The following is a 17142-nucleotide window of genomic DNA, read 5'->3' as shown; positions in this document are numbered from 1 at the left end:
CTTGAGACACCTGTCGCCGATGTGTTGAACCACAACACCACACCCTCCGCTCGCCAGAACCAGAGAGCGCCTCTGACCTGCGGAAACGCAGGCTGAAGGGCTGCCCTGCGAATGTCCGGCCGTGTCCGGCCGCGTCCGACTGAAGGCGGCCAGTTTCGGCCGTCTGTGCCAAATGCGTGCCATGGTGATCTGGACGCCACGGGGACAGATTTACAGACCACACTCTGCAAGCCCCTGACCAGGGCGGGAAGGCGTCCTGGGTGCCGAGATGGCATGCCGGTGGCGTGGTGTCGTCACTTCCCCCTCGAACTGACAGAACGCCCCATCTTTGTTGGGAACCACAACCAGGGCCTTTGTCGGGCGTAGATATGGATGCTCAGCCGGATGATCCTTCGGCAGAAACTGCAGCGCCGAGGGCCAGATGGGCATGGGATCCGGATCGAGACAAACGAACAATACGCTCGGTGTCTCTGGACACTTCCGATAAGAGCAACACGATCTGGTCGTCCTTACAGTAGGCGAACCCGTGAACCATTGGTTCGAACTCGCTCGGACGCACCCCGGCGGCTAGTTCGCCGTCCTTCAGAGTCAGCGTAACTAGATTCTTCTTCTTACTGTCTTTTCCGCTGAGGGTGTCACCGGCGGCAGTCAGGACTATCTCCCTCTCGTCGTCTAGCTTCCACGTGCCCGACATGCGGTTCAGGTCTATCGCGGGGGCATCGAGGGCGTCAGCCATAGCTGCTCGTAGCAGAACCGCGTCGTTGTTAAGTTTTTCTGCTCTTTCAGATTCTGTTTTGATAACGGTCGCAAGCGACTCTCGCGCAGAGATAATGCGATCTTCGCTGTCGCTGAGGGCAGCACCTTTTTCGATGCACTGTTTTGCTCGCTCGAAGTCACCAGCTTCGATAAGCATGTGGGCCATATTTGCCCAGGCTAATGCTGAACCCTCCTCACCCGCTCGATTATACATAGCGAACCCTCGACCCGGCAATTCCAGTGCCACTAAGCAAGCACCGAGATTATTGGTCGCTGTAGGTACTGCTAGATTTGCGTTATAGGTTACGCCGTAATGGTATCTCGCAAGTATGTGGAATCCGTGCTTGGAATATAGATAAGCCAAGCTGAAGCGCGCAGCGGTATTTGCTGGTGATAGTTTGAGAGCTCGTTCATAGCTCGCCATAGCCTGCATCGGTGTTCGCGCCTTGACTCCGTCACCGATGTACTTCCAAGCCTCAGCTCGCTGAGTGTCATCGACGTCTCGGTTGGACAGGATCGGAGTTAGCAGCGCGATACCTTCATCATGACGGCCCGACTTGCCATAATAGTCGGCAGCGTTCAGCAATGCCGAAACGCGATCGTTGAGTGTGAATAATTCCGAATACTGCAGGAGCGCTCCAATTGCCCCGTCGGTTTCGCCGAGTATAGCGAGCGCGCCCGCGTAGAAAGTGAGAATGTTCTCCTGTGGGGCGAGTCTATCTTCTACCATCTTTTTGAGAGATTCTAGACTCTCTGAAGTTCTTCCCGAGTCTCCAGCATGTACATATGCGTACTCAAACCAGGCCCGCTTCTTATTTCGTTCTTCGTCAGATGCGGTCTTAGCCATCTCGGTTTCATATAGAGCCTGCAGGCTCTTTACGTCTCCCTTGTCTGCAAGCTCGGTTGAGATTTCCATGTATCGAGCTTCCGCATCATCGGCCGGACTCGAATCATCAGTTGCCTCCGGCAGGCTGGATATCTCGATGCCCTCACCAACTTTCGAATCATCGATACCGATAGGCAACGAAGGTGCTTCCATCTCCACCGGTTTCTCGTCGGCCGAGTCGCCATCCACTATTTCAGGGCGAACAGCATTCGATTGTTTCGCTACTGACCAGAGGGCTGAGAGAAACAGGACAAACGAAAGTACTGCGACAAATGAGATGGCGACGATAAGTTTGGATAGTATAAATTGTGCGACGCTTGAAGCTATGGCCAGCCCAGGGATAAGCCATCTGTTATCGTACGAGAACCTTCCGAGACCATCCCATAATTGCTTTTTCACGTACCGCCGCCTTGTCTTCTAATCTGGGGGCAAGAGCGTATACGGACATGTACCGCACCGCTACATGTCGAGTGCCAGCTGAAGTTGCAGTAGGACCAGTGGCGCGGGGAGGCCCCAGATGGGCATGTTCGGGGTCCTCTAAGTTGCCCGTAAGCTAGAGGGCTAGCTGAGCTGGGTTGAGTTACGGTCGAAGGAGCGATATGACGGTTTCAGTGGTGGTACCTACCGTCGGCCGGTACTCGGTGCGCGGGGTCCTCGATGCGCTGGCGCGTCAGGATGGACCGCCGCCGTTCGAGGTCATCGTCTCTATTGATGGTAGCTCTGAACCTGACTTCGGCGGTGCAGTTCTGCATTCTCAGTGCAATCGGTTGCTACTGGTGCAGCTCGGGATTTCGCAAGGTGTGAGTGTTGCTCGGAATCGGGCTGTGGAGCAAGCCGCCGGTGAGTTCGTCGGCTTTCTAGACGATGACACCGTGCCTGAGTCGGATTGGTTAAACAGGTTGTCAAAGGATCTATCTGGTCCTGATATCGCTGTTGCGGGACGCATCGTTGAGCGGGCAGGGGGCTCTGTCTTAGGTCGCTTGCGCGCTTTGGCTTTCGAGAACCGTCATCAGACGAACCTGGCGCGTATCGCGACGACCTTCCCCGCCTCTGCCTGCACAAGAGGCGGGGAACCCGCAAGACTCATCCGAACACCCTATCGATGACTGCCGCCGGTACGGGTGAGGTACGGGCAGCAGAATGACAGCGTCCGGTCGTAGGTTTCGGGCCATGGCGATCCGGAGCACGGACACAGACGAACAGAAGCTCGACGACACGGCACAACGCGTGCCGGTCAGGCGCAGGATCGGCATTCGGCGCGCGGCCGCCGCGATCACGTTGACCGTTGCATCGGTCGCAGGGGTGGCCATCGGGGCCGGCCAGGCGGCTGCGGACGGCTCCTATACCGGTCAGGCGTACTTCCGGGGCTCCGGAGGCCTCGTCGACGACTGGGACGACGAAGGCGTCGTCAACGTCAGCACCCACCGCGTCTCCAACGTCACGTGCCTCTGGCAGCACGTACTCGAGGCCGACGGCTACTTGGATCTGCGGGAGACCGACGGCATCTTCGGCGACCGAACCCATGCCGCCACCGTGCGCTGGCAGCGGGATCGCGGACTGACCCCGGATGGCTCGGTCGGACGTCTCAGCTGGGCCAGAGCCGGCAACAACCTGCAGGACCTCGGCACCGACACCTCCGGCTACCGCACCGGGCATTACAACGGATCGTCCTCCGGCAAGTCGCTTCGCCGCAATACCGCGGGCGTTCATCAGTTCTGGGACCAAGACGGTGGGGTGTACCGCACGGTTTCGTACAACTCGCGGACGTGCAGATAATCACCGAGCCCGGCCTGGCGTCGTCCGGGCCTGTTACACATTCAGTTCATGAGAAAGGGAAGTCTGTTGTTCTCCAAATCCACTAAGCGCGCGCTGGCGGTTTGCGCCGCTTTGACGGTTAGCTTCATCGGTTCGGCGGGGCCGGCCCAGGCGGCCAATGCCTACCTGCTCCTGGACGATCGGGACGGCCGGCAGCTCGGGGCCATGACCCACTACGACGCGGAGACGGATACGTTCAAGGTCTGCGATACGCAGCGGGAGGGTCGGTCGGTAACAGGCACGCTTTGGAGGTCCGGATCGCCCAAGAACGTCCTCCTCTTGACGATCACCGACGATGACGATGCCGGCTGCAATTCCAAGAGGTACAACATCCGTAGCGGATACGCCTATTACCTGCAGCTCAGCTACAACGGGAGCACCCAGATCTTCAAGAACATACGGATCTGGGAATAAGCGCGGGCTGCCGGTCAGCGCGGATCGACCCCGGCGTGGTCACGCCAGACGTACGGCGGGACGTAGCCGAGATGCTGTCCGCCGACGTCATGGTGAGGCATCTCAAGCAGCTCGACCGATGCGACCTAGCTGAAAACCGGTATGGCGGGTGACCGTCATCGTGGGTTCGAATACCACACCCTCCGCTCATCAGATCCGGAAACAGCCTCTGACCTGCGGAAACAGCAGTCCGGCTGAGTCCCGGCCCCGCCCGGCTAAGAGCCGCCGGTTTCGGCCAGTCGTGCAAAATCCGTGCAATGGCGGCGTCTGGGATGCAGAGAGTGGGATGTTCCTGACGGCGGTGGATCTGATGGCGGAGCGCGTGCTCACGGTGGCCGTGTCGCTCATAGCGGCTGCGGTAGCCGTGGGGGCGACGTGGTTGATCCTGGGGCGTGGCATGGTGTTCGCGGTGAGGACAACATTGTCCGACCCAGTTCGAAGGAGCGCCATGAGACTTGTTGCCGCCAGCACCGCGATCGCCGCTACTACCGTGGTCATGCTGTTCGGTGCCGCGACCACCGCCCACGCAGCCAACGGGGTCGTCGACGCTCAGAACAAGGCCGGTTTCACTCAGTACATCGACTCCGGCGACAAGGTCAAGGTCTGTGACACCAAGAAGAACGGCGACGGCGTCCTCGGCTGGATCTCGGTTCGCCAGACGAACGGGAAGTTCAAGGACCACCCCCGGATCTACGTCGGCGGCGCGGGCAAGTGCGTCACCAGGGCCAAGGACGTGACCCCGGAGAACACCTCGATCATCCTGACCGCCTGCTCGGTCAGCGGCCCCAAGGGCACGCCGTACAGCTGCAACTCCAAGATCATCAAGGGCAGCTGACACGGGCGACGGTGCCGTCGCCCTCCTTCAGCTGACCGGACCGGTTCAGGCGACCAGACCGTCATCGTGGCTTCGAATCCCACACCCTCCGCTCAACGACACCAAAAGGCCTCTCACCTGCGGGAACGCAAGCGAGAGGCCTTTCCCGTGTCAGTGCGGACGGCCAGCAGAGGAGAGGAGCATCCTCCGCCGGAAGAGGTTCGGGCGGCCGGTCGGTGGACCGGCCGCCGGTTATCGGGTGCTCAGCCGCACGCGCCGGTGACCCACTGGTGGGACCGGAGCAGCTCCGGGGTGACGAAGTTCCCTCGGCCGCCGCGCGGAGTGCAGCCGGCGGTGTTGACGTAGCCGACCCGTGAGTAGTAGCGAACACCTGTCAAGCTGCTGTTGGTCCCGTTGTTGCGCACCGATCTCGGCCTGACGTCATCGGCCCAGGAACAGACCCCCGGGGCGGCCAGCCAGTTGTTGTCGTTGCCGGACCAACGGCACACGGCGCCGAGTCCGTTTTCGGCGGAGTAGAAACAGATGTTGCCACTGGCGCAGTCCCAAGCGGCTACGAGCTCCTGCTTCTGCGCGTCCCACACCTGTCCGGTCTGCTCGGCGAGCTGCACCATCTCCGTCTGGGTGGGCTTCGTCTCGATGGGCGCGGCATTGGCCGGCGAAGCCAGTACCAGCACGGTAGCTACGGCGCCGAGAACGGCGATCAAGGACTTCCGGGAAGTATTCATGCCTCAGACGTTACGAACCGCGATCGCCGAGTCACTGCCCGTACTGCGCCCGTACCGCTGGATCCGTACGACGCCGCGCTGAGGCCGCCGCGAACGAGCACCGAGCACCGCGCGACAGCCTTGTCACTATCCTCGCGGATATTGGCATTGCCGCCACTGGAGGGCGTGAATCGTGCACGCGACACTGAGTGAGAACCGCCCGTCCCGGCGGTCGCGCACCCAGAACCACGATGAGGAACGCCGATATGACTGATCTGATGAAGGCCGTTGTGCTCGCCCGGTTCGGAGGAGCCGATGCTTTCGAGTTGCGCGACGTTCCCGTACCGCGAGTCGAACCTCGCCAGGTGCGGGTGCGCGTCCACGCGACCGCCGTCAACCCGCTCGACTACCAGATCCGTCGCGGCGATTATCCGGATCACGTGCCGCTCCCGGCGATCATCGGGCACGACATCTCCGGCGTGATCGAGGAAGTCGGGTCCCACGTGACCGAGTTCCGCGCCGGTGACGCGGTGTACTACACGCCCCAGATCTTCGGCGGCCCCGGCTCGTACGCCGAGCAGCACGTTGCCGACGTCGACCTCGTCGGCCGGAAGCCGGAGAACCTCGGTCACCTGGAGGCGGCGAGCCTGACTCTCGTCGGGGGAACGGTCTGGGAGGCGCTGGTGACGCGAGCTCAGCTCACCGTGGGGGAGACGATCCTCATCCATGGAGGCTCGGGCGGTGTCGGCACGATCGCGATCCAGGTCGCGAAGGCGATCGGCGCGCGAGTGATCACCACCGCGCGAGCCGGCGACCACGAGTTCGTACGCTCTCTCGGAGCCGATGCGGCGATCGACTTCACCTCGACGGACTACGTCGATGCCGTGGCCGAGCTGACGCGAGGCAAAGGCGTCGACGTCGTCTTCGACACGATCGGTGGGGACGCGCTGACACGAAGTCCGCTGACGCTCGCCGACTTCGGACGCGTCGTCAGCATCGTCGACATCGCGCAGCCGCAGAACCTGATCGAGGCCTGGGGCAAGAACGCCGCCTATCACTTCGTCTTCACCCGCCAGAACCGAGGAAAGCTGGACGCACTGACCACGCTGGTCGAGCGCGGTCTCGTGAAGCCGGTCATCGGCGCGACTCTTCCGCTCGCCCAGGTGGGCGAGGCTCACGAGCTGCTGGAGAACCGGCGGTCGTACGGTCTCCGCGGCAAGGTCGCGATCGATGTGACGGGCGAAACCGTCGCGCTTCCCGAGCGCATCTCGTAGCGGAACGCTCCAGGCACTCGGGCGATGATCGCGGTGGTCAGCTCCGACCGGAGAAGGTCGCGCGGTACTCCGAGGGGGACACGTCCAGGAGCCGGCGGAAATGCAGTCGGAGGTTCGATCCGGTTCCCAGGCCGACCTGCTCCGCGATGCGGTCGACCGACAACCGCGTGCTCTCCAGGAGTTCGCGGGCGGTGTCGACCCGTGCCCGGAGGATCCACTGCAGCGGGGTACTGCCGGTCTCTTCGGCGAAGCGGCGCAGGAACGTGCGGGGCGACATCTGCGCGTGCGCAGCGAGTCCGGCGATCGTGAGCGGCTGCCCGAGCCGCGACATGGCCCATTCGCGCGTCGCGGCGAGGGTTTCGCCATGGGCTGCCGAGCTGGCCTTCGGCAGGTACTGGGCCTGGCCCCCGGTCCGGTAGGGCGCGGTGACGAGTCCTCGTGCGATCTCGTTCGCCGCGCTCACGCCCAGGTCGCACCGGACGATGTGCAGGCACAGGTCGAGACCGGCGGCGGCCCCCGCCGAGGTGAGGATCGACCCCTCGTCGACGAAGAGCACGTTCGGCTCGACGGTGATCTGCGGATGCCGCTCCGCGAGCTGCTCCGCCGCATCCCAGTGCGTCGTCGCCCGCAGGCCGTCGAGCAGGCCGGCATCCGCGAGGGCGAATGCGCCGTAGCAGATCGACGCGATGCGAGTCCCACGGGATGCGGCGCTCCGGAGTGCTTCGCGCACCTCCACCGGTATCGGCCGGCCCGCCGGAGCGTACCCAGGAACGACAATCGTGTCCGCGTCGGTCAGTCCGTCGAGGCCCCGCGGGACCGCGTAGCCGAAGCCGCCATGGGACGGCACCGTTCCCGCAGTGACCCCGCAGGCCGACACTTCGTACGGGAATCCCGAGTCCGGATGAAAGACCTCCGCCGGGATCCCGACGTCCAGCGGGAGCGCCCCGTCGAGCACGAGGACCACCACCTGATGCGGTCGCTGCATCACCTGGCTCCGATCTGGTCAACGTGTGCCGACCGTGTCGTCATCCTCGCATGTATGCGCATTACTGCCATCCGTACGCCTGGAGAGGCGGAGGCCTGGGTACGCCGCCAGCATGCACTGCAAGCAGCAGCAGGGTCGGTGTCAGGGGAGCAGCGTCTCGAGTTCCGCTAGCCGGGCGAACAGATCCGGCAGCCCGCGTACGCCGTTGCGCGCCGACTCCTGCGACAGCGCGAGGTCAGGGCCGGTGGTTGCCTCGACACCGGCAAGGCGGCGGAGGATGTTCCACCTCGTGAACCCCAGCCAGCCGCCGATCAGGAACACGAACCAGCTCGGACCCGATGGTGGCAGCGTCCCGCCGCCGGCGACGTAGCCGTCGAGAACCGAGCGGAAGCTGGCGGGCTCGATGTCGTCGAAGCCAGGTCCTTTCGCGAGGCTCAGCGCGGTCGAGCCGAGTTCACCGGCCAGGTCGAGCAACCCCGAGAGTTCCCAGTCGAGCACCACCGGCCGGCCTTCTTGGGCGAGCAGGTTCCATGGCTGGATGTCCCGATGGGTCAGCACGACAGGGCCTGGTCGTTCGCAGGTGTCAACAAAACAAGCGATCGCGAGGAACGTCTCCACCTGCGAGGCGAGTTCGTCGGCCCACGGCTGCCCGGTCGCCGCCGCCCGCTCGGCGAGCTCCGGCCAGTCTCGCGGCGCGAGTTCCTCGATCGGCCCGTGGGTCCACTCGACGTCGAGGGCGTGGATGCGCGCGAGGATCTCCCCGACCTCGAACGCGTACGCCGCCGGCACCGGCGCTTCGGGCACCGTCTCGCCTTCCACCCACCGATGGACGAGCGTGTGCTCGTCGGCCGAGATCGGTTCCGGCATCGGGATGCCGGCGGCGAAGGCCGCTCGCTCGAACCTGAACACGTCCTCGACCAGGTAGGTCTGGCGGCGGTCGACGAGGTTGAGTTCCTTCACCGCGAAGGAACCCTGATCGGTGTCGAGCCGGTACAGCCGGTTGGCGAACCCGCCGCGCACGCGAATCATCGGCCCGATCGGCGTACCCAACTGCGACAGATCGGTCATCTCACGAACCTAGGTCTCGCGGCCGACCGACGCACTGGATTTCAGGACGAGATCGCCAAAAGCGATGACTCTCGATCGAGTTGATCGCCGCTGATTATGCTGAGACCCGTGGGCGACGTCGAGCTGCGCCATCTGCGAGCCCTGGCCGCCATCGCCGAAGAGGGAACCTTCGGGCGAGCGGCCGCACGGCTCGGCTATACCCAGTCGTCGGTGAGCCAGCAGATCGCCGCGCTCGAGCAGGCCGTCGGCGGCGCCGTCTTCGATCGCCCGGGAGGACCCAGGCCGGTACGGATCACGCCCCTCGGCGAGGTGGTCCTGGCTCACGGCCGAGATCTTCTGGCGAAGTCGGAGGCGTTGACCGATGCCGTCGACCGCCTCCACGCGGGCAGCGGCCGGATCGACATCGGCACCTTCCAGAGTGTCTCCAACCTGATCCTGCCGGCCGTCGTACGCCAGTTGCTGGACGAGCATCCCGGGTGCGACATCAGGCTGTCGGAGGTGCAGCCGGAGGATCCGGAGCTCGGAGATCTCGACCTGTTGTTCCATGACGGCCGGATCGAAGGCAACGTCGAGCATGTCAAGCTGCTCGACGAGCCCTACCTGCTGGTGGCCGGTGCCGGAACCTTCCCCGCCGGTCCGGTAGGAGTCGAGCTGCTCGATGATGCCCCGATGGTCGCCTGGCCGCCCACCTATCACCAGAAGTGGCTGGAGCGATCCCTGGCGGGCTTCGGCGCCCGGCCGCGGATCGTCTTCAGAACCACCGGCCACGAAACCATCCTGTCGATGGTGCGGGCGGGCATCGGCTCCGCCGTACTGCCGTGGCTCGCGCTGCACGGATCGGATGCCGCGGCCGACGAGCGGCTCAGCATCCACCCGCTGCAACCATCGCCTGCCCGCGAGATGTACCTGCACTGGCCCGCCGACCGCACCCCATCGCCACTCGCGGCCCGAGCCATCGACATCGCCGTCCAGGCTGCGAACGAGCTGGCTGACCAGCTCTCAACTCGGCGCAGTCCGGGACGATGAAGTTCACGTCCGACCCGTCGTCAGACATCGTGCCTGTCGGTGGTGGCAGTTACCGTCTCCACGCATGATGGACGCAACCTTCGTCGCCGCCACCCGGAAGTCGTACGACGCGTGATGCTGGCGTTCCAGATCGGCGACGACGTGACCCAGCGGACGGAGTACTCCGGGACGCCGATCACGCTCGACTTCTACCGCCAACAGCCGGCCGAGGTCGCGGAACTGCTACGCGAGGCCTCGATGCAGCCAGCGGCGCTGTAAATGCGTTCGCGCTTCACCTCGGCGGCCCCTACCGTGCGCTCTGTGACTGCAGATCCGTACGGCGATGAGCGGCTGGTCGGTTTGTACGACGGCGACAACGGAAGCGGTGACGATCACGAGTACTTTCTCGGCCTTGCCGCCGAGCTGGGCGCCACGAAGATCGTCGATCTCGGCTGCGGAACCGGCCTGCTGACCAGAGCGTTCGCTGCTCCGGGACGAGTGGTCATCGGCATCGATCCGAGCGCGACGATGCTGGGGTACGCGCAGCGGCAGCCGGGCGCTGACGCCGTCACCTGGGTGGACGGCGACGCCAGCGCGATCGAGCGCACCGGCGATGCGGATCTGGCGGTCAGCACCGGGAACACGATGATGCACATCAGCCCCAACGATCTCCCCTGGGTTCTCGACGCGCTGGCCGCAGTACTGCGCCCCGGCGGAGTCCTCAGCTTCGAGAGCCGCAACCCCGCCGCGCGCGCCTGGGAACAGTGGACCCCGGAGGCGACGTACTGCGAACGCGATACACCGGCCGGTCACCTCCGCGAGTGGATGGAGGTCTCGGAGGTAGACGATGGGCGGGTGGTCTTCGACGCCCACAACGTCTTCGAGGACGGCAGCGATGCCGTCTACACCACCACTCTCTACTTCCGTACGGCGGAAGCGCTCACCACCGCCCTGCACCAAGCCGGCTTCACCGACATCCATATCCACGCCGGCTGGCACCAACAGCCAGTAGCCGAAGACACCCGCCTCTTCGTGTTTCGCGCAGTACTAGCATCCGCCATGAGGGCAGTGGATCGGTGAACTGGTGTGGGCAGATCAGCTGCCTACCTCGCCAGCAAGCGCAACACGCGCTGACTCTGGAGCAACCCCGTCCCCGGTGAGTTTCGGCTTTCGGCCGGCTCACCCGGACGCAGCAGCGTCAGCCAGAAGCACGCCCACAGCCGCCGCGCGCTGAGCAGTCGTCGCTGGTCGACGGTGAAGCGATCGGCGAAGCCACTCCAGTCGGTACCCCGGCCAGCAATGTGCTCGACCAGGTTGGCCAGTTCGACCGCCAGGTCGCTCACGCCAGCGTCCTCGAAGTCGACGATCCGCACGCGCGCCCCGTCCCACAGATAGTTCGACAGGTTGGGATCACCATGCCCGATCACCGGTACGCCGGGCAGCAGCAACCGCTCGACCTCGCCACCATCGAGCCAAGCCGCAGCCGCGTCATGCGCTTCTCCGACAACCCCCTCCCCGCGGTACGACGCGATGGCGGTCCTCACCCGAGCCAGCAGCTCCGGCACCCCGATGGGCTCCAGCGCATCTGCCGGCTGAGCCCACAGTGCCCGTAGAGCCACCTCGAGCCCATCCAGTTGACCAGGCGTGAGCGCACCGGCCAGCGGCTGACCCGGCACCCAGGACATCACCAGCACTAGACCGCTTAGGTCCAGCGACACCGGTTTCGGCCCGAGACCCGGGGGTAGGGCGTGCAGCGCTGACCACTCGCGGACGTGCTCGTTGCGGGGGCAGGAGACGTACTGCTTGGTGACCAGGTCGCCCTGCGTGGTCACCAAGTGCGTCTGAGGCATAACTCAAAAGAATATTCCGCCGCCGTGTCTATCTGGCCCGATCGCTTTCGACGTGTGTGCAAGAGGCAGGAACACCAGAAGGAGAAGTGCGATGAGCGTGCAGGCCTACATGGCAGCGGTGACCTGTAGCGAGGTTGCGGGCGAACTGCTCGGTTCGGGGTTCAGTGGCGACGTACACCAGCCAGGGGACGCGCAGTACGACGTACTGCGGCAGTCGGTCGTCCCCACCTTCGACTCTCGCCCGCTGGTCGTGGCGGAGGCCGGCAGTCGAGCAGACGTGCAGGCGGCTGTCCGCACGGCTCGGCGCCTTGGGTTGCCGCTCGCAGTACAGGCGACTGGGCATGGGACGCGAGTGCCGGCTGACGGCGGCATCCTGCTCAAGACCACTGCCATGACGTCGGTACTGGTCGACCCGCAGCGCAAGCTCGCCAAGGTCGGGCCCGGCACCCGCTGGGGCGCAGTGGTCGACGCGGCTGGTCAATTCGGACTAGCGCCGCTGGCAGGCTCCTCGCGGGACGTCGGAGTCACCGGGTACACGCTGGGCGGAGGTGTTGGCTGGCTGGCCCGCAAGTACGGCTTCGCGGCCGACAGCGTGGTCCGAGCCGAGGTCGTCACGGCAGACGGCCGGTTGGTCACCGCGAGCGCCGACGAGCATCCGGACCTGTTCTGGGCGCTCCGCGGCGGCAGCGGCAACTTCGGCATCGTCACCTCACTCGAGTTCCGCCTGTACGCCGTACCGCAAGTGCACTCGGGCACCGTCTACTTCGCCGTCGACAACGCGGCCGAGACGCTCAAGTTCTACCGCGACTGGTCCGCCACCATCCCCAACGAGCTGAGCACCGCCATCCTGCTGACCCGCCTCCCCGGCACAACTACTCGCGCCCTGGCGATCAAGGCCTCGTATTCCGGTGAAGCAGATCTGGCCGAGCACCTGCTCAAGCCGCTGTTCGACCAAGCCGGCCCGATCCTCGCCGGTGAGCTGAAGACCACGCCGTACGGCGAGTCCGCGATGGGCGGCACCCCGGCCCGCTACCTCGACCTGCTCGACACCCTCCCGGACGACCTGCTCGACGCACTGGCCGAGCTCACCTACGAGACCGTCGAGATCCGCCACTGGGGCGGCGCGATGGCTCACCCCGGCCCGGACGCCGGCCCGGTCGGCCACCGCGAGGCGTCGTACTCGCTGATCATCGACCAGGAAGTCCCAACGCTGGCCCCGGTACTACGTACCACCGGCCGCACGTTCCTCAACTTCCTCGCCGACCCCGGCCAGGCAGCGTCGGCGTACGGGGAAGCGGACCTGATCCGCCTCCGCGCGGTGAAGCGCGCCTACGACCCGGACAACTTCTTCCACCTGAACCACAACCTGACGCCGGCCTGAAGCCCGGAGCAGCCGAAAGCCCGGCCTCGATCGTTCCGAGGCCGGGCTTTCGGCGAATGCTGTGGAACTCAGGCGGTACCGGAGTTGCCGTACACGCTGACGTGCACGTGGTCCACGTGGTTGGCCGTGTCGCCGCCACGGTCCTCCATCGAGCGCCAGCCTTCGCTGCTGCGCTCGACCGTCCAGATCTTCTGCTCCCAGATCAGTTCGCTGACGCCCATGGCCTTGCGGTTGGCCCGGAGCCAGTCGGCGATCTCCTGGCCGGTCTGGCCGGTGACCATGATGTCGAGCCCACGGCCGCTGGAGTGCTCGCTGCCGCTGTCGCCGCTGCGCAGACCGCCGTACGACGTGACGGACGGGAACAGGTTGCAGATCGCGCGGTGCACCCGGATCGCGTCCGGGGTCAGGCCGTCCTCGACGCTGGAGCCGGACTTGCAGGGCGCCTGTGACGAGCTGCCTTCGGTGGCCGGCTTGTCGACCGGCTTGGTCGCGGCCAGGTACTGCGCCTTGACCCAGCGCGAGACGCCGTCGTTGACGACCTCGGCGAACGCGCCCTGGATCTTGCCGGTGACCGAGACCTTGGTGCCCTTTTCCAGGACGGTCAGCAGCGAGCCGCTGACCGGCGCGGACCAGAGGTTCACATCGGTGGTCGTGTACTTGCTGCCGGTGATCTTCGGCGGCAGGACCGTCTTGGCGCTCTCGGCGGCGCGCGTCTTGATCGACGTCGGGCGCGGGATCGGAGCCTGCTTCTTGAGGTGCTTCGCGACCGGCGTGGCCTTCGCCTTCGGCTTCGGCGCCTGGGTCAGGGTCAGATCGAGCGGGGGACGAAGGGCGTCCCGGCTGGTCGGTGCCTCACGCTTCAGCTGCAGGGGCGAGCTGGCGGTAGGAACGTTCTGCTGCGGGGTCTCGTCGGGAAACGCGACCGCGGAGCCGGTGGCGAGCAGTGCCACCGCGGCGCCGGGGATCGCGACCTTCACGATGCCGGGGCCGATCACCTTCGGGCGCGGTTGACGATGCCGCGCCTGTCTATGCCGTCCTTCAGCCACTGCGGTTCCACCCAATCTTGCCGAGATCAAAACGTTATCGACCGGAGGATCAAAGCACACTTCCTGACGAGTCCACCAACCGACGCGGAGTTTTAACGTATTGCGAACATGCCGCACGCTCAGCGGAGCTGATTTCGCCTGCGGCGGCAGGGGTGGACTCTGCTTGACTGCCGGTCATGGAAGATCTCGGGTTCGGCGTCCGGACGGGTGCGGTGGCACACCTCGTGATCGATCGAGTACCCAAGCGCAACGCGCTCACTCGGGCGATGTGGGAGGCGCTGCCGGGCGTGCTGGCGGAGTTGGCCGCGGACCCTGCGGTGAAGGTTCTCCTCGTCACCGGAGCCGGACCGAGCTTCTCGGCAGGCGCCGACATCGGCGAACTGGTCTCCGGCAGCGACCCGGCCGACCCGATGGCCGAGCTCAGGGCGCACAACCTGCGGGCCCAGGCAGCGCTGCGCGAGTTCCCGAAGCCGACCGTCGCGGTGATCCGGGGACACTGCATCGGCGGTGGGCTCGAGATCGCCGTCAACTGCGACTTCCGGTTCGCGGCGAGCGGTTCGACGTACGGGGTGACGCCCGCCCGGATCGGAGTGGTCTACCCGCCGGCCGCGATCAAGGTGCTGCTCGACCTGGTCGGACCAGCGACCACGAAGTACCTGCTGTTCAGCGGTGAGCTGCTGACTGCCGACCAGGCCTACGCGAAGGGCCTGGTCGACCGGGTCGTTCCCGAGGACGAACTCGACGCCGCAGCGGCCGGCTTCGCCGCGACTCTGCTGTCGCGTTCCCAGCTGACGATCCGCTCGGCCAAGGAGACCGTCAACGCGCTTCTCGCCGGCACGGACGCAGATCAGCTCGCGTTCGAGCGCTACCGGGAGACGATCGCCAACGGTGAACTGGTCGAGGGCATCGCCGCGTTCCACGGCAAGCGCGCGCCGCGGTTCCCCTGGCACGACTGACTCTGCGTGCCGCGACGCTGACTCCCCGTACGCCGGTACGCCGGTCGCAATCCGGCGCGATTGCCGACGTTTGGAGCTGGGCACCAGACATCGGCGCCGCCAATCCCGCCCTGGCGGCCGGAGAAAGATAAGGGAGGCTTCATGCTCATCCTCGGACTGATCCTGTTGTTACTGGGATTCTTGTTGAAGATCTCGATCCTGTGGACGATCGGCATCGTGCTGCTCGTCGTCGGAGCAGTGTTGTTCCTGCTGGGATCGACCGGTCGTGCCGTCGGGGGACGGCGACACTGGTTCTGATCTGACCTTCTGAGCGTCAGGACCCCGCGGGCCTTCGGGCTCGCGGGGTTCTGTCGGTTCGGGTGGTTACGATCCCGCGGTATGAAGTACCTGGTACTGATCTATGGCGACGACAGCTGGACCGGCTCCGCGGCCGACCTGCTGGCGGTTCGCGAACTGACGGCGTACAAGGGCGAGCTGGCCGCGAGCGGCGAGCTGGCCAGTTCCGAAGGACTCACCCTGCCCGGCGAGGGGCGCGTGGTGCGGATCCGCGACGGCGTCCGGGTGGTCACCGACGGTCCGTTCGGCGAGGCGAAGGAGCAACTCGCGGGCTTCTTCCTGGTCGACGTGACCGACGACGAGCGGGCTCAACAGATCGCCGGCCGGGTCTCGGCCATCGTCGGCGACCGGGTCGAACTCCGCGAGACGGTCCTCAGCACCTGAAGCTCACACACCGGTGGTCACCGATTCAGGGACTGCGGCACGCTTCCTGCTGACCAGCAGGCCGGCGCCGACCAGACCGACGGCAACGAACGCCCAGCAGGCGGCGAAGGCAACCTGGTACCCCGACACCAGCGCTGCCGGCGTCAACCCGTCGGTATGCCCGACGGCCACCGCCGACAGGATCGCGATCCCCATCGCCCCGCCGATCTGGAAAGACGCGTTCTGCAGCCCGGACGCCACTCCGGAGTCCTGCTCGGCCACCTCGCTCAGAGCCGCGATCGACCCGGCCACCGACCCCGCGCCCAGGCCCGTACCGAAGAGGATCAATCCCCAGAACGCGACCTCGAAGTACCCGGACGAGGCCGACAGGAGCGACATCACCGTGCTGCCGAGACCGGCCAGGATCAGCGACACGGCCGCGACCGGGCGCGGTCCGACTCGCGTGACCAGGTTCTGCCCGGCGATCGAGCCGCCGACCGCCGCGGCCGCGAGCACCGACGACATCAGCCCGTACCGGATCGCCGACGCCCCCAGCGCCAGTTGCGCGTACTGCGTGTAGACGAAGCTCAGCCCGAACGCGGCCATTCCCCAGGTCATCCCGATCAGGTTGCCGCCCACCACCGCCCGGGACCGGAAGATGCGCAACGGCACCAGCGGCGCCGCCGAACGCTTCTCGATCAGCACGAACAACGCGAAGAGCGCGATGGCGGCGAGGGCCAGCAAGGTGGTCCGAGCGGCTGACGATGCCGGCGCCTCGATCACGGCGTACACGAGAACGATCAGCGCGGCGGTCACCGTGACCGCGCCGGCAAGGTCGAAGCCGCGTCGGCCTGGTCCCCGGCTGTCCTTGAGCAGTACGGGAGCGAGGGCGATCACCAGCACGCAGACGGGCACGTTGATGAAGAAGATCCACTGCCAGCCGAGCCCGTCGGTGACCGGCCCGCCGATCAGGGACCCCGCGGTACCGCCGACTCCGCTGGTCGCTCCCCAGATCCCCAACGCCTTGTTCCGGTCGGCGCCGTCTGGGAATGTCGTCATCACGATGGACAGCGCACTAGGAGCCAGTACCGCGGCAGCGATGCCCTGCAGGCCGCGTGCGACCACCAGCGCGTCCCCTGTCCAGGCGAAGCCGCACAGCAGCGAGGACGCGGCGAAGAGGATCAGCCCGGCGATCAGGACGCGTCGCCGGCCCAGCAGGTCCGACACCCGGCCGCCGAGCAGCAAGAGCCCGCCGAACATCAGCGCATATCCACTCGGCACCCACTGCACGCCCCCGGCGGAGAACGTCAGCTCCCGTTCGATCGACGGCACCGCGACGAGCACGATCGACGCGTCCAGGATGATCATGAATCCCGTCAGGCAGAGCAGGGCGAGCGCGAACCAGCGCTTCGGATCGTTGGGCATCAGG

At 65.6% G+C, this 17142-nt stretch carries 19 protein-coding genes; 12 read left to right on the top strand and 7 right to left on the bottom strand.

From position 1 onward, the window contains the following. Positions 1-376: 376 nt before the first annotated feature. Positions 377-2041, bottom strand: coding sequence for a tetratricopeptide repeat protein (locus OX958_RS00300; protein WP_270134840.1), 1665 nt, complete (start codon positions 2039-2041; stop codon positions 377-379). A 200-nt stretch (positions 2042-2241) separates the two neighbouring features. Here OX958_RS00300 and OX958_RS00295 point away from each other — a divergent pair, with 200 nt between their 5' ends. The 4 genes from OX958_RS00295 (at position 2242) to OX958_RS00280 (ending at position 4745) form a co-directional block, all read left to right on the top strand. Then, entirely contained in the window at positions 2242-2748 is a 507-nt protein-coding gene (locus OX958_RS00295) for a glycosyltransferase family 2 protein (protein WP_270134839.1), read from the top strand. A 64-nt stretch (positions 2749-2812) separates the two neighbouring features. Then, entirely contained in the window at positions 2813-3418 is a 606-nt protein-coding gene (locus OX958_RS00290; RefSeq protein WP_270134837.1) for a peptidoglycan-binding domain-containing protein, read from the top strand. Positions 3419-3466: 48 nt separating this feature from the next. After that, positions 3467-3871, top strand: a complete 405-nt coding sequence (locus OX958_RS00285) for a hypothetical protein (RefSeq protein WP_270134836.1) — start codon at positions 3467-3469, stop codon at positions 3869-3871. A 487-nt stretch (positions 3872-4358) separates the two neighbouring features. Beyond that, entirely contained in the window at positions 4359-4745 is a 387-nt protein-coding gene (locus OX958_RS00280) for a hypothetical protein (RefSeq protein ID WP_270134835.1), read from the top strand. Positions 4746-4987: 242 nt separating this feature from the next. On the opposite strand, the gene OX958_RS00275 is transcribed toward OX958_RS00280, so the two are convergent. After that, positions 4988-5470, bottom strand: coding sequence for a peptidase inhibitor family I36 protein (locus tag OX958_RS00275; RefSeq protein ID WP_270134833.1), 483 nt, complete (start codon positions 5468-5470; stop codon positions 4988-4990). Positions 5471-5715: 245 nt separating this feature from the next. Here OX958_RS00275 and OX958_RS00270 point away from each other — a divergent pair, with 245 nt between their 5' ends. Beyond that, positions 5716-6723, top strand: a complete 1008-nt coding sequence (locus OX958_RS00270; RefSeq protein ID WP_270134831.1) for a zinc-dependent alcohol dehydrogenase family protein — start codon at positions 5716-5718, stop codon at positions 6721-6723. 37 nt (positions 6724-6760) lie between these two features. Here the strand turns inward: OX958_RS00270 and OX958_RS00265 are convergent, their stop codons facing one another. Both OX958_RS00265 and OX958_RS00260 read right to left on the bottom strand, forming a co-directional pair. Further along, on the bottom strand, positions 6761-7708 hold the full coding sequence (locus OX958_RS00265; RefSeq protein ID WP_270134830.1) for a GlxA family transcriptional regulator: 948 nt from the start codon (positions 7706-7708) through the stop codon (positions 6761-6763). A gap of 141 nt (positions 7709-7849) precedes the next feature. Beyond that, positions 7850-8776: a phosphotransferase family protein gene (locus tag OX958_RS00260; RefSeq protein ID WP_270134829.1), complete on the bottom strand. Its 927-nt coding sequence runs from the start codon at positions 8774-8776 to the stop codon at positions 7850-7852. A gap of 108 nt (positions 8777-8884) precedes the next feature. On the opposite strand from OX958_RS00260, the gene OX958_RS00255 reads away from it, so the two are divergent. The 3 genes from OX958_RS00255 to OX958_RS00245 all read left to right on the top strand — a co-directional run bounded on the left by OX958_RS00255 (position 8885) and on the right by OX958_RS00245 (position 10861). Then, positions 8885-9802 (top strand): LysR family transcriptional regulator, encoded by a 918-nt coding sequence (locus OX958_RS00255; RefSeq protein WP_270134828.1) that lies wholly within the window; start codon positions 8885-8887, stop codon positions 9800-9802. A 114-nt stretch (positions 9803-9916) separates the two neighbouring features. Continuing rightward, the gene (locus OX958_RS00250; protein ID WP_270134827.1) at positions 9917-10060 is read left to right on the top strand and encodes a hypothetical protein; all 144 of its coding nucleotides are present in this window, start codon (positions 9917-9919) and stop codon (positions 10058-10060) included. Between the two features lie 42 nt (positions 10061-10102). After that, positions 10103-10861: a class I SAM-dependent methyltransferase gene (locus tag OX958_RS00245; protein ID WP_270134826.1), complete on the top strand. Its 759-nt coding sequence runs from the start codon at positions 10103-10105 to the stop codon at positions 10859-10861. Positions 10862-10884: 23 nt separating this feature from the next. On the opposite strand, the gene OX958_RS00240 is transcribed toward OX958_RS00245, so the two are convergent. Next, on the bottom strand, positions 10885-11631 hold the full coding sequence (locus OX958_RS00240; RefSeq protein ID WP_270134825.1) for a phosphotransferase family protein: 747 nt from the start codon (positions 11629-11631) through the stop codon (positions 10885-10887). 91 nt (positions 11632-11722) lie between these two features. On the opposite strand from OX958_RS00240, the gene OX958_RS00235 reads away from it, so the two are divergent. Next, positions 11723-13012, top strand: a complete 1290-nt coding sequence (locus OX958_RS00235) for an FAD-binding oxidoreductase (RefSeq protein WP_270134824.1) — start codon at positions 11723-11725, stop codon at positions 13010-13012. 68 nt (positions 13013-13080) lie between these two features. Here OX958_RS00235 and OX958_RS00230 read toward each other — a convergent pair whose 3' ends face one another. Next, a complete protein-coding gene (locus OX958_RS00230; RefSeq protein ID WP_270134823.1) occupies positions 13081-14007 on the bottom strand; it encodes an SH3 domain-containing protein in 927 nt (308 codons plus the stop codon). Positions 14008-14234: 227 nt separating this feature from the next. On the opposite strand from OX958_RS00230, the gene OX958_RS00225 reads away from it, so the two are divergent. From OX958_RS00225 to OX958_RS00215, 3 genes are all read left to right on the top strand, one after another. Beyond that, the gene (locus tag OX958_RS00225) at positions 14235-15014 is read left to right on the top strand and encodes an enoyl-CoA hydratase/isomerase family protein (protein WP_270134821.1); all 780 of its coding nucleotides are present in this window, start codon (positions 14235-14237) and stop codon (positions 15012-15014) included. Between the two features lie 141 nt (positions 15015-15155). Then, a complete protein-coding gene (locus tag OX958_RS00220; protein WP_165956732.1) occupies positions 15156-15311 on the top strand; it encodes a DUF6131 family protein in 156 nt (51 codons plus the stop codon). A gap of 81 nt (positions 15312-15392) precedes the next feature. Further along, entirely contained in the window at positions 15393-15734 is a 342-nt protein-coding gene (locus OX958_RS00215; protein WP_270134820.1) for a YciI family protein, read from the top strand. A 3-nt stretch (positions 15735-15737) separates the two neighbouring features. Here the strand turns inward: OX958_RS00215 and OX958_RS00210 are convergent, their stop codons facing one another. Next, a complete protein-coding gene (locus tag OX958_RS00210; RefSeq protein ID WP_270134817.1) occupies positions 15738-17138 on the bottom strand; it encodes an MFS transporter in 1401 nt (466 codons plus the stop codon). Between the last annotated feature and the right edge of the window lie 4 nt (positions 17139-17142).

Source organism: Kribbella sp. CA-293567, assembly GCF_027627575.1.
Lineage (GTDB): Bacteria > Actinomycetota > Actinomycetes > Propionibacteriales > Kribbellaceae > Kribbella.
The sequence above is the reverse complement of the archived record's forward strand: the minus strand, read 5'-3'. Positions and strand labels throughout refer to the sequence as shown.

Bases quoted from the DNA above. Each gene is read 5' to 3' on its own strand.
- OX958_RS00295 (WP_270134839.1), top strand. From the start codon at position 2,242: ATGACGGTTTCAGTGGTGGTACCTACCGTCGGCCGGTACTCGGTGCGC.
- OX958_RS00285 (WP_270134836.1), top strand. From the start codon at position 3,467: ATGAGAAAGGGAAGTCTGTTGTTCTCCAAATCCACTAAGCGCGCGCTG.
- OX958_RS00240 (WP_270134825.1), bottom strand. From the start codon at position 11,631: ATGCCTCAGACGCACTTGGTGACCACGCAGGGCGACCTGGTCACCAAG.
- OX958_RS00270 (WP_270134831.1), top strand. From the start codon at position 5,716: ATGACTGATCTGATGAAGGCCGTTGTGCTCGCCCGGTTCGGAGGAGCC.
- OX958_RS00220 (WP_165956732.1), top strand. From the start codon at position 15,156: ATGCTCATCCTCGGACTGATCCTGTTGTTACTGGGATTCTTGTTGAAG.
- OX958_RS00290 (WP_270134837.1), top strand. From the start codon at position 2,813: ATGGCGATCCGGAGCACGGACACAGACGAACAGAAGCTCGACGACACG.
- OX958_RS00235 (WP_270134824.1), top strand. From the start codon at position 11,723: ATGAGCGTGCAGGCCTACATGGCAGCGGTGACCTGTAGCGAGGTTGCG.
- OX958_RS00265 (WP_270134830.1), bottom strand. From the start codon at position 7,708: ATGCAGCGACCGCATCAGGTGGTGGTCCTCGTGCTCGACGGGGCGCTC.
- OX958_RS00210 (WP_270134817.1), bottom strand. From the start codon at position 17,138: ATGCCCAACGATCCGAAGCGCTGGTTCGCGCTCGCCCTGCTCTGCCTG.
- OX958_RS00215 (WP_270134820.1), top strand. From the start codon at position 15,393: ATGAAGTACCTGGTACTGATCTATGGCGACGACAGCTGGACCGGCTCC.
- OX958_RS00275 (WP_270134833.1), bottom strand. From the start codon at position 5,470: ATGAATACTTCCCGGAAGTCCTTGATCGCCGTTCTCGGCGCCGTAGCT.
- OX958_RS00260 (WP_270134829.1), bottom strand. From the start codon at position 8,776: ATGACCGATCTGTCGCAGTTGGGTACGCCGATCGGGCCGATGATTCGC.
- OX958_RS00280 (WP_270134835.1), top strand. From the start codon at position 4,359: ATGAGACTTGTTGCCGCCAGCACCGCGATCGCCGCTACTACCGTGGTC.
- OX958_RS00250 (WP_270134827.1), top strand. From the start codon at position 9,917: ATGCTGGCGTTCCAGATCGGCGACGACGTGACCCAGCGGACGGAGTAC.
- OX958_RS00225 (WP_270134821.1), top strand. From the start codon at position 14,235: ATGGAAGATCTCGGGTTCGGCGTCCGGACGGGTGCGGTGGCACACCTC.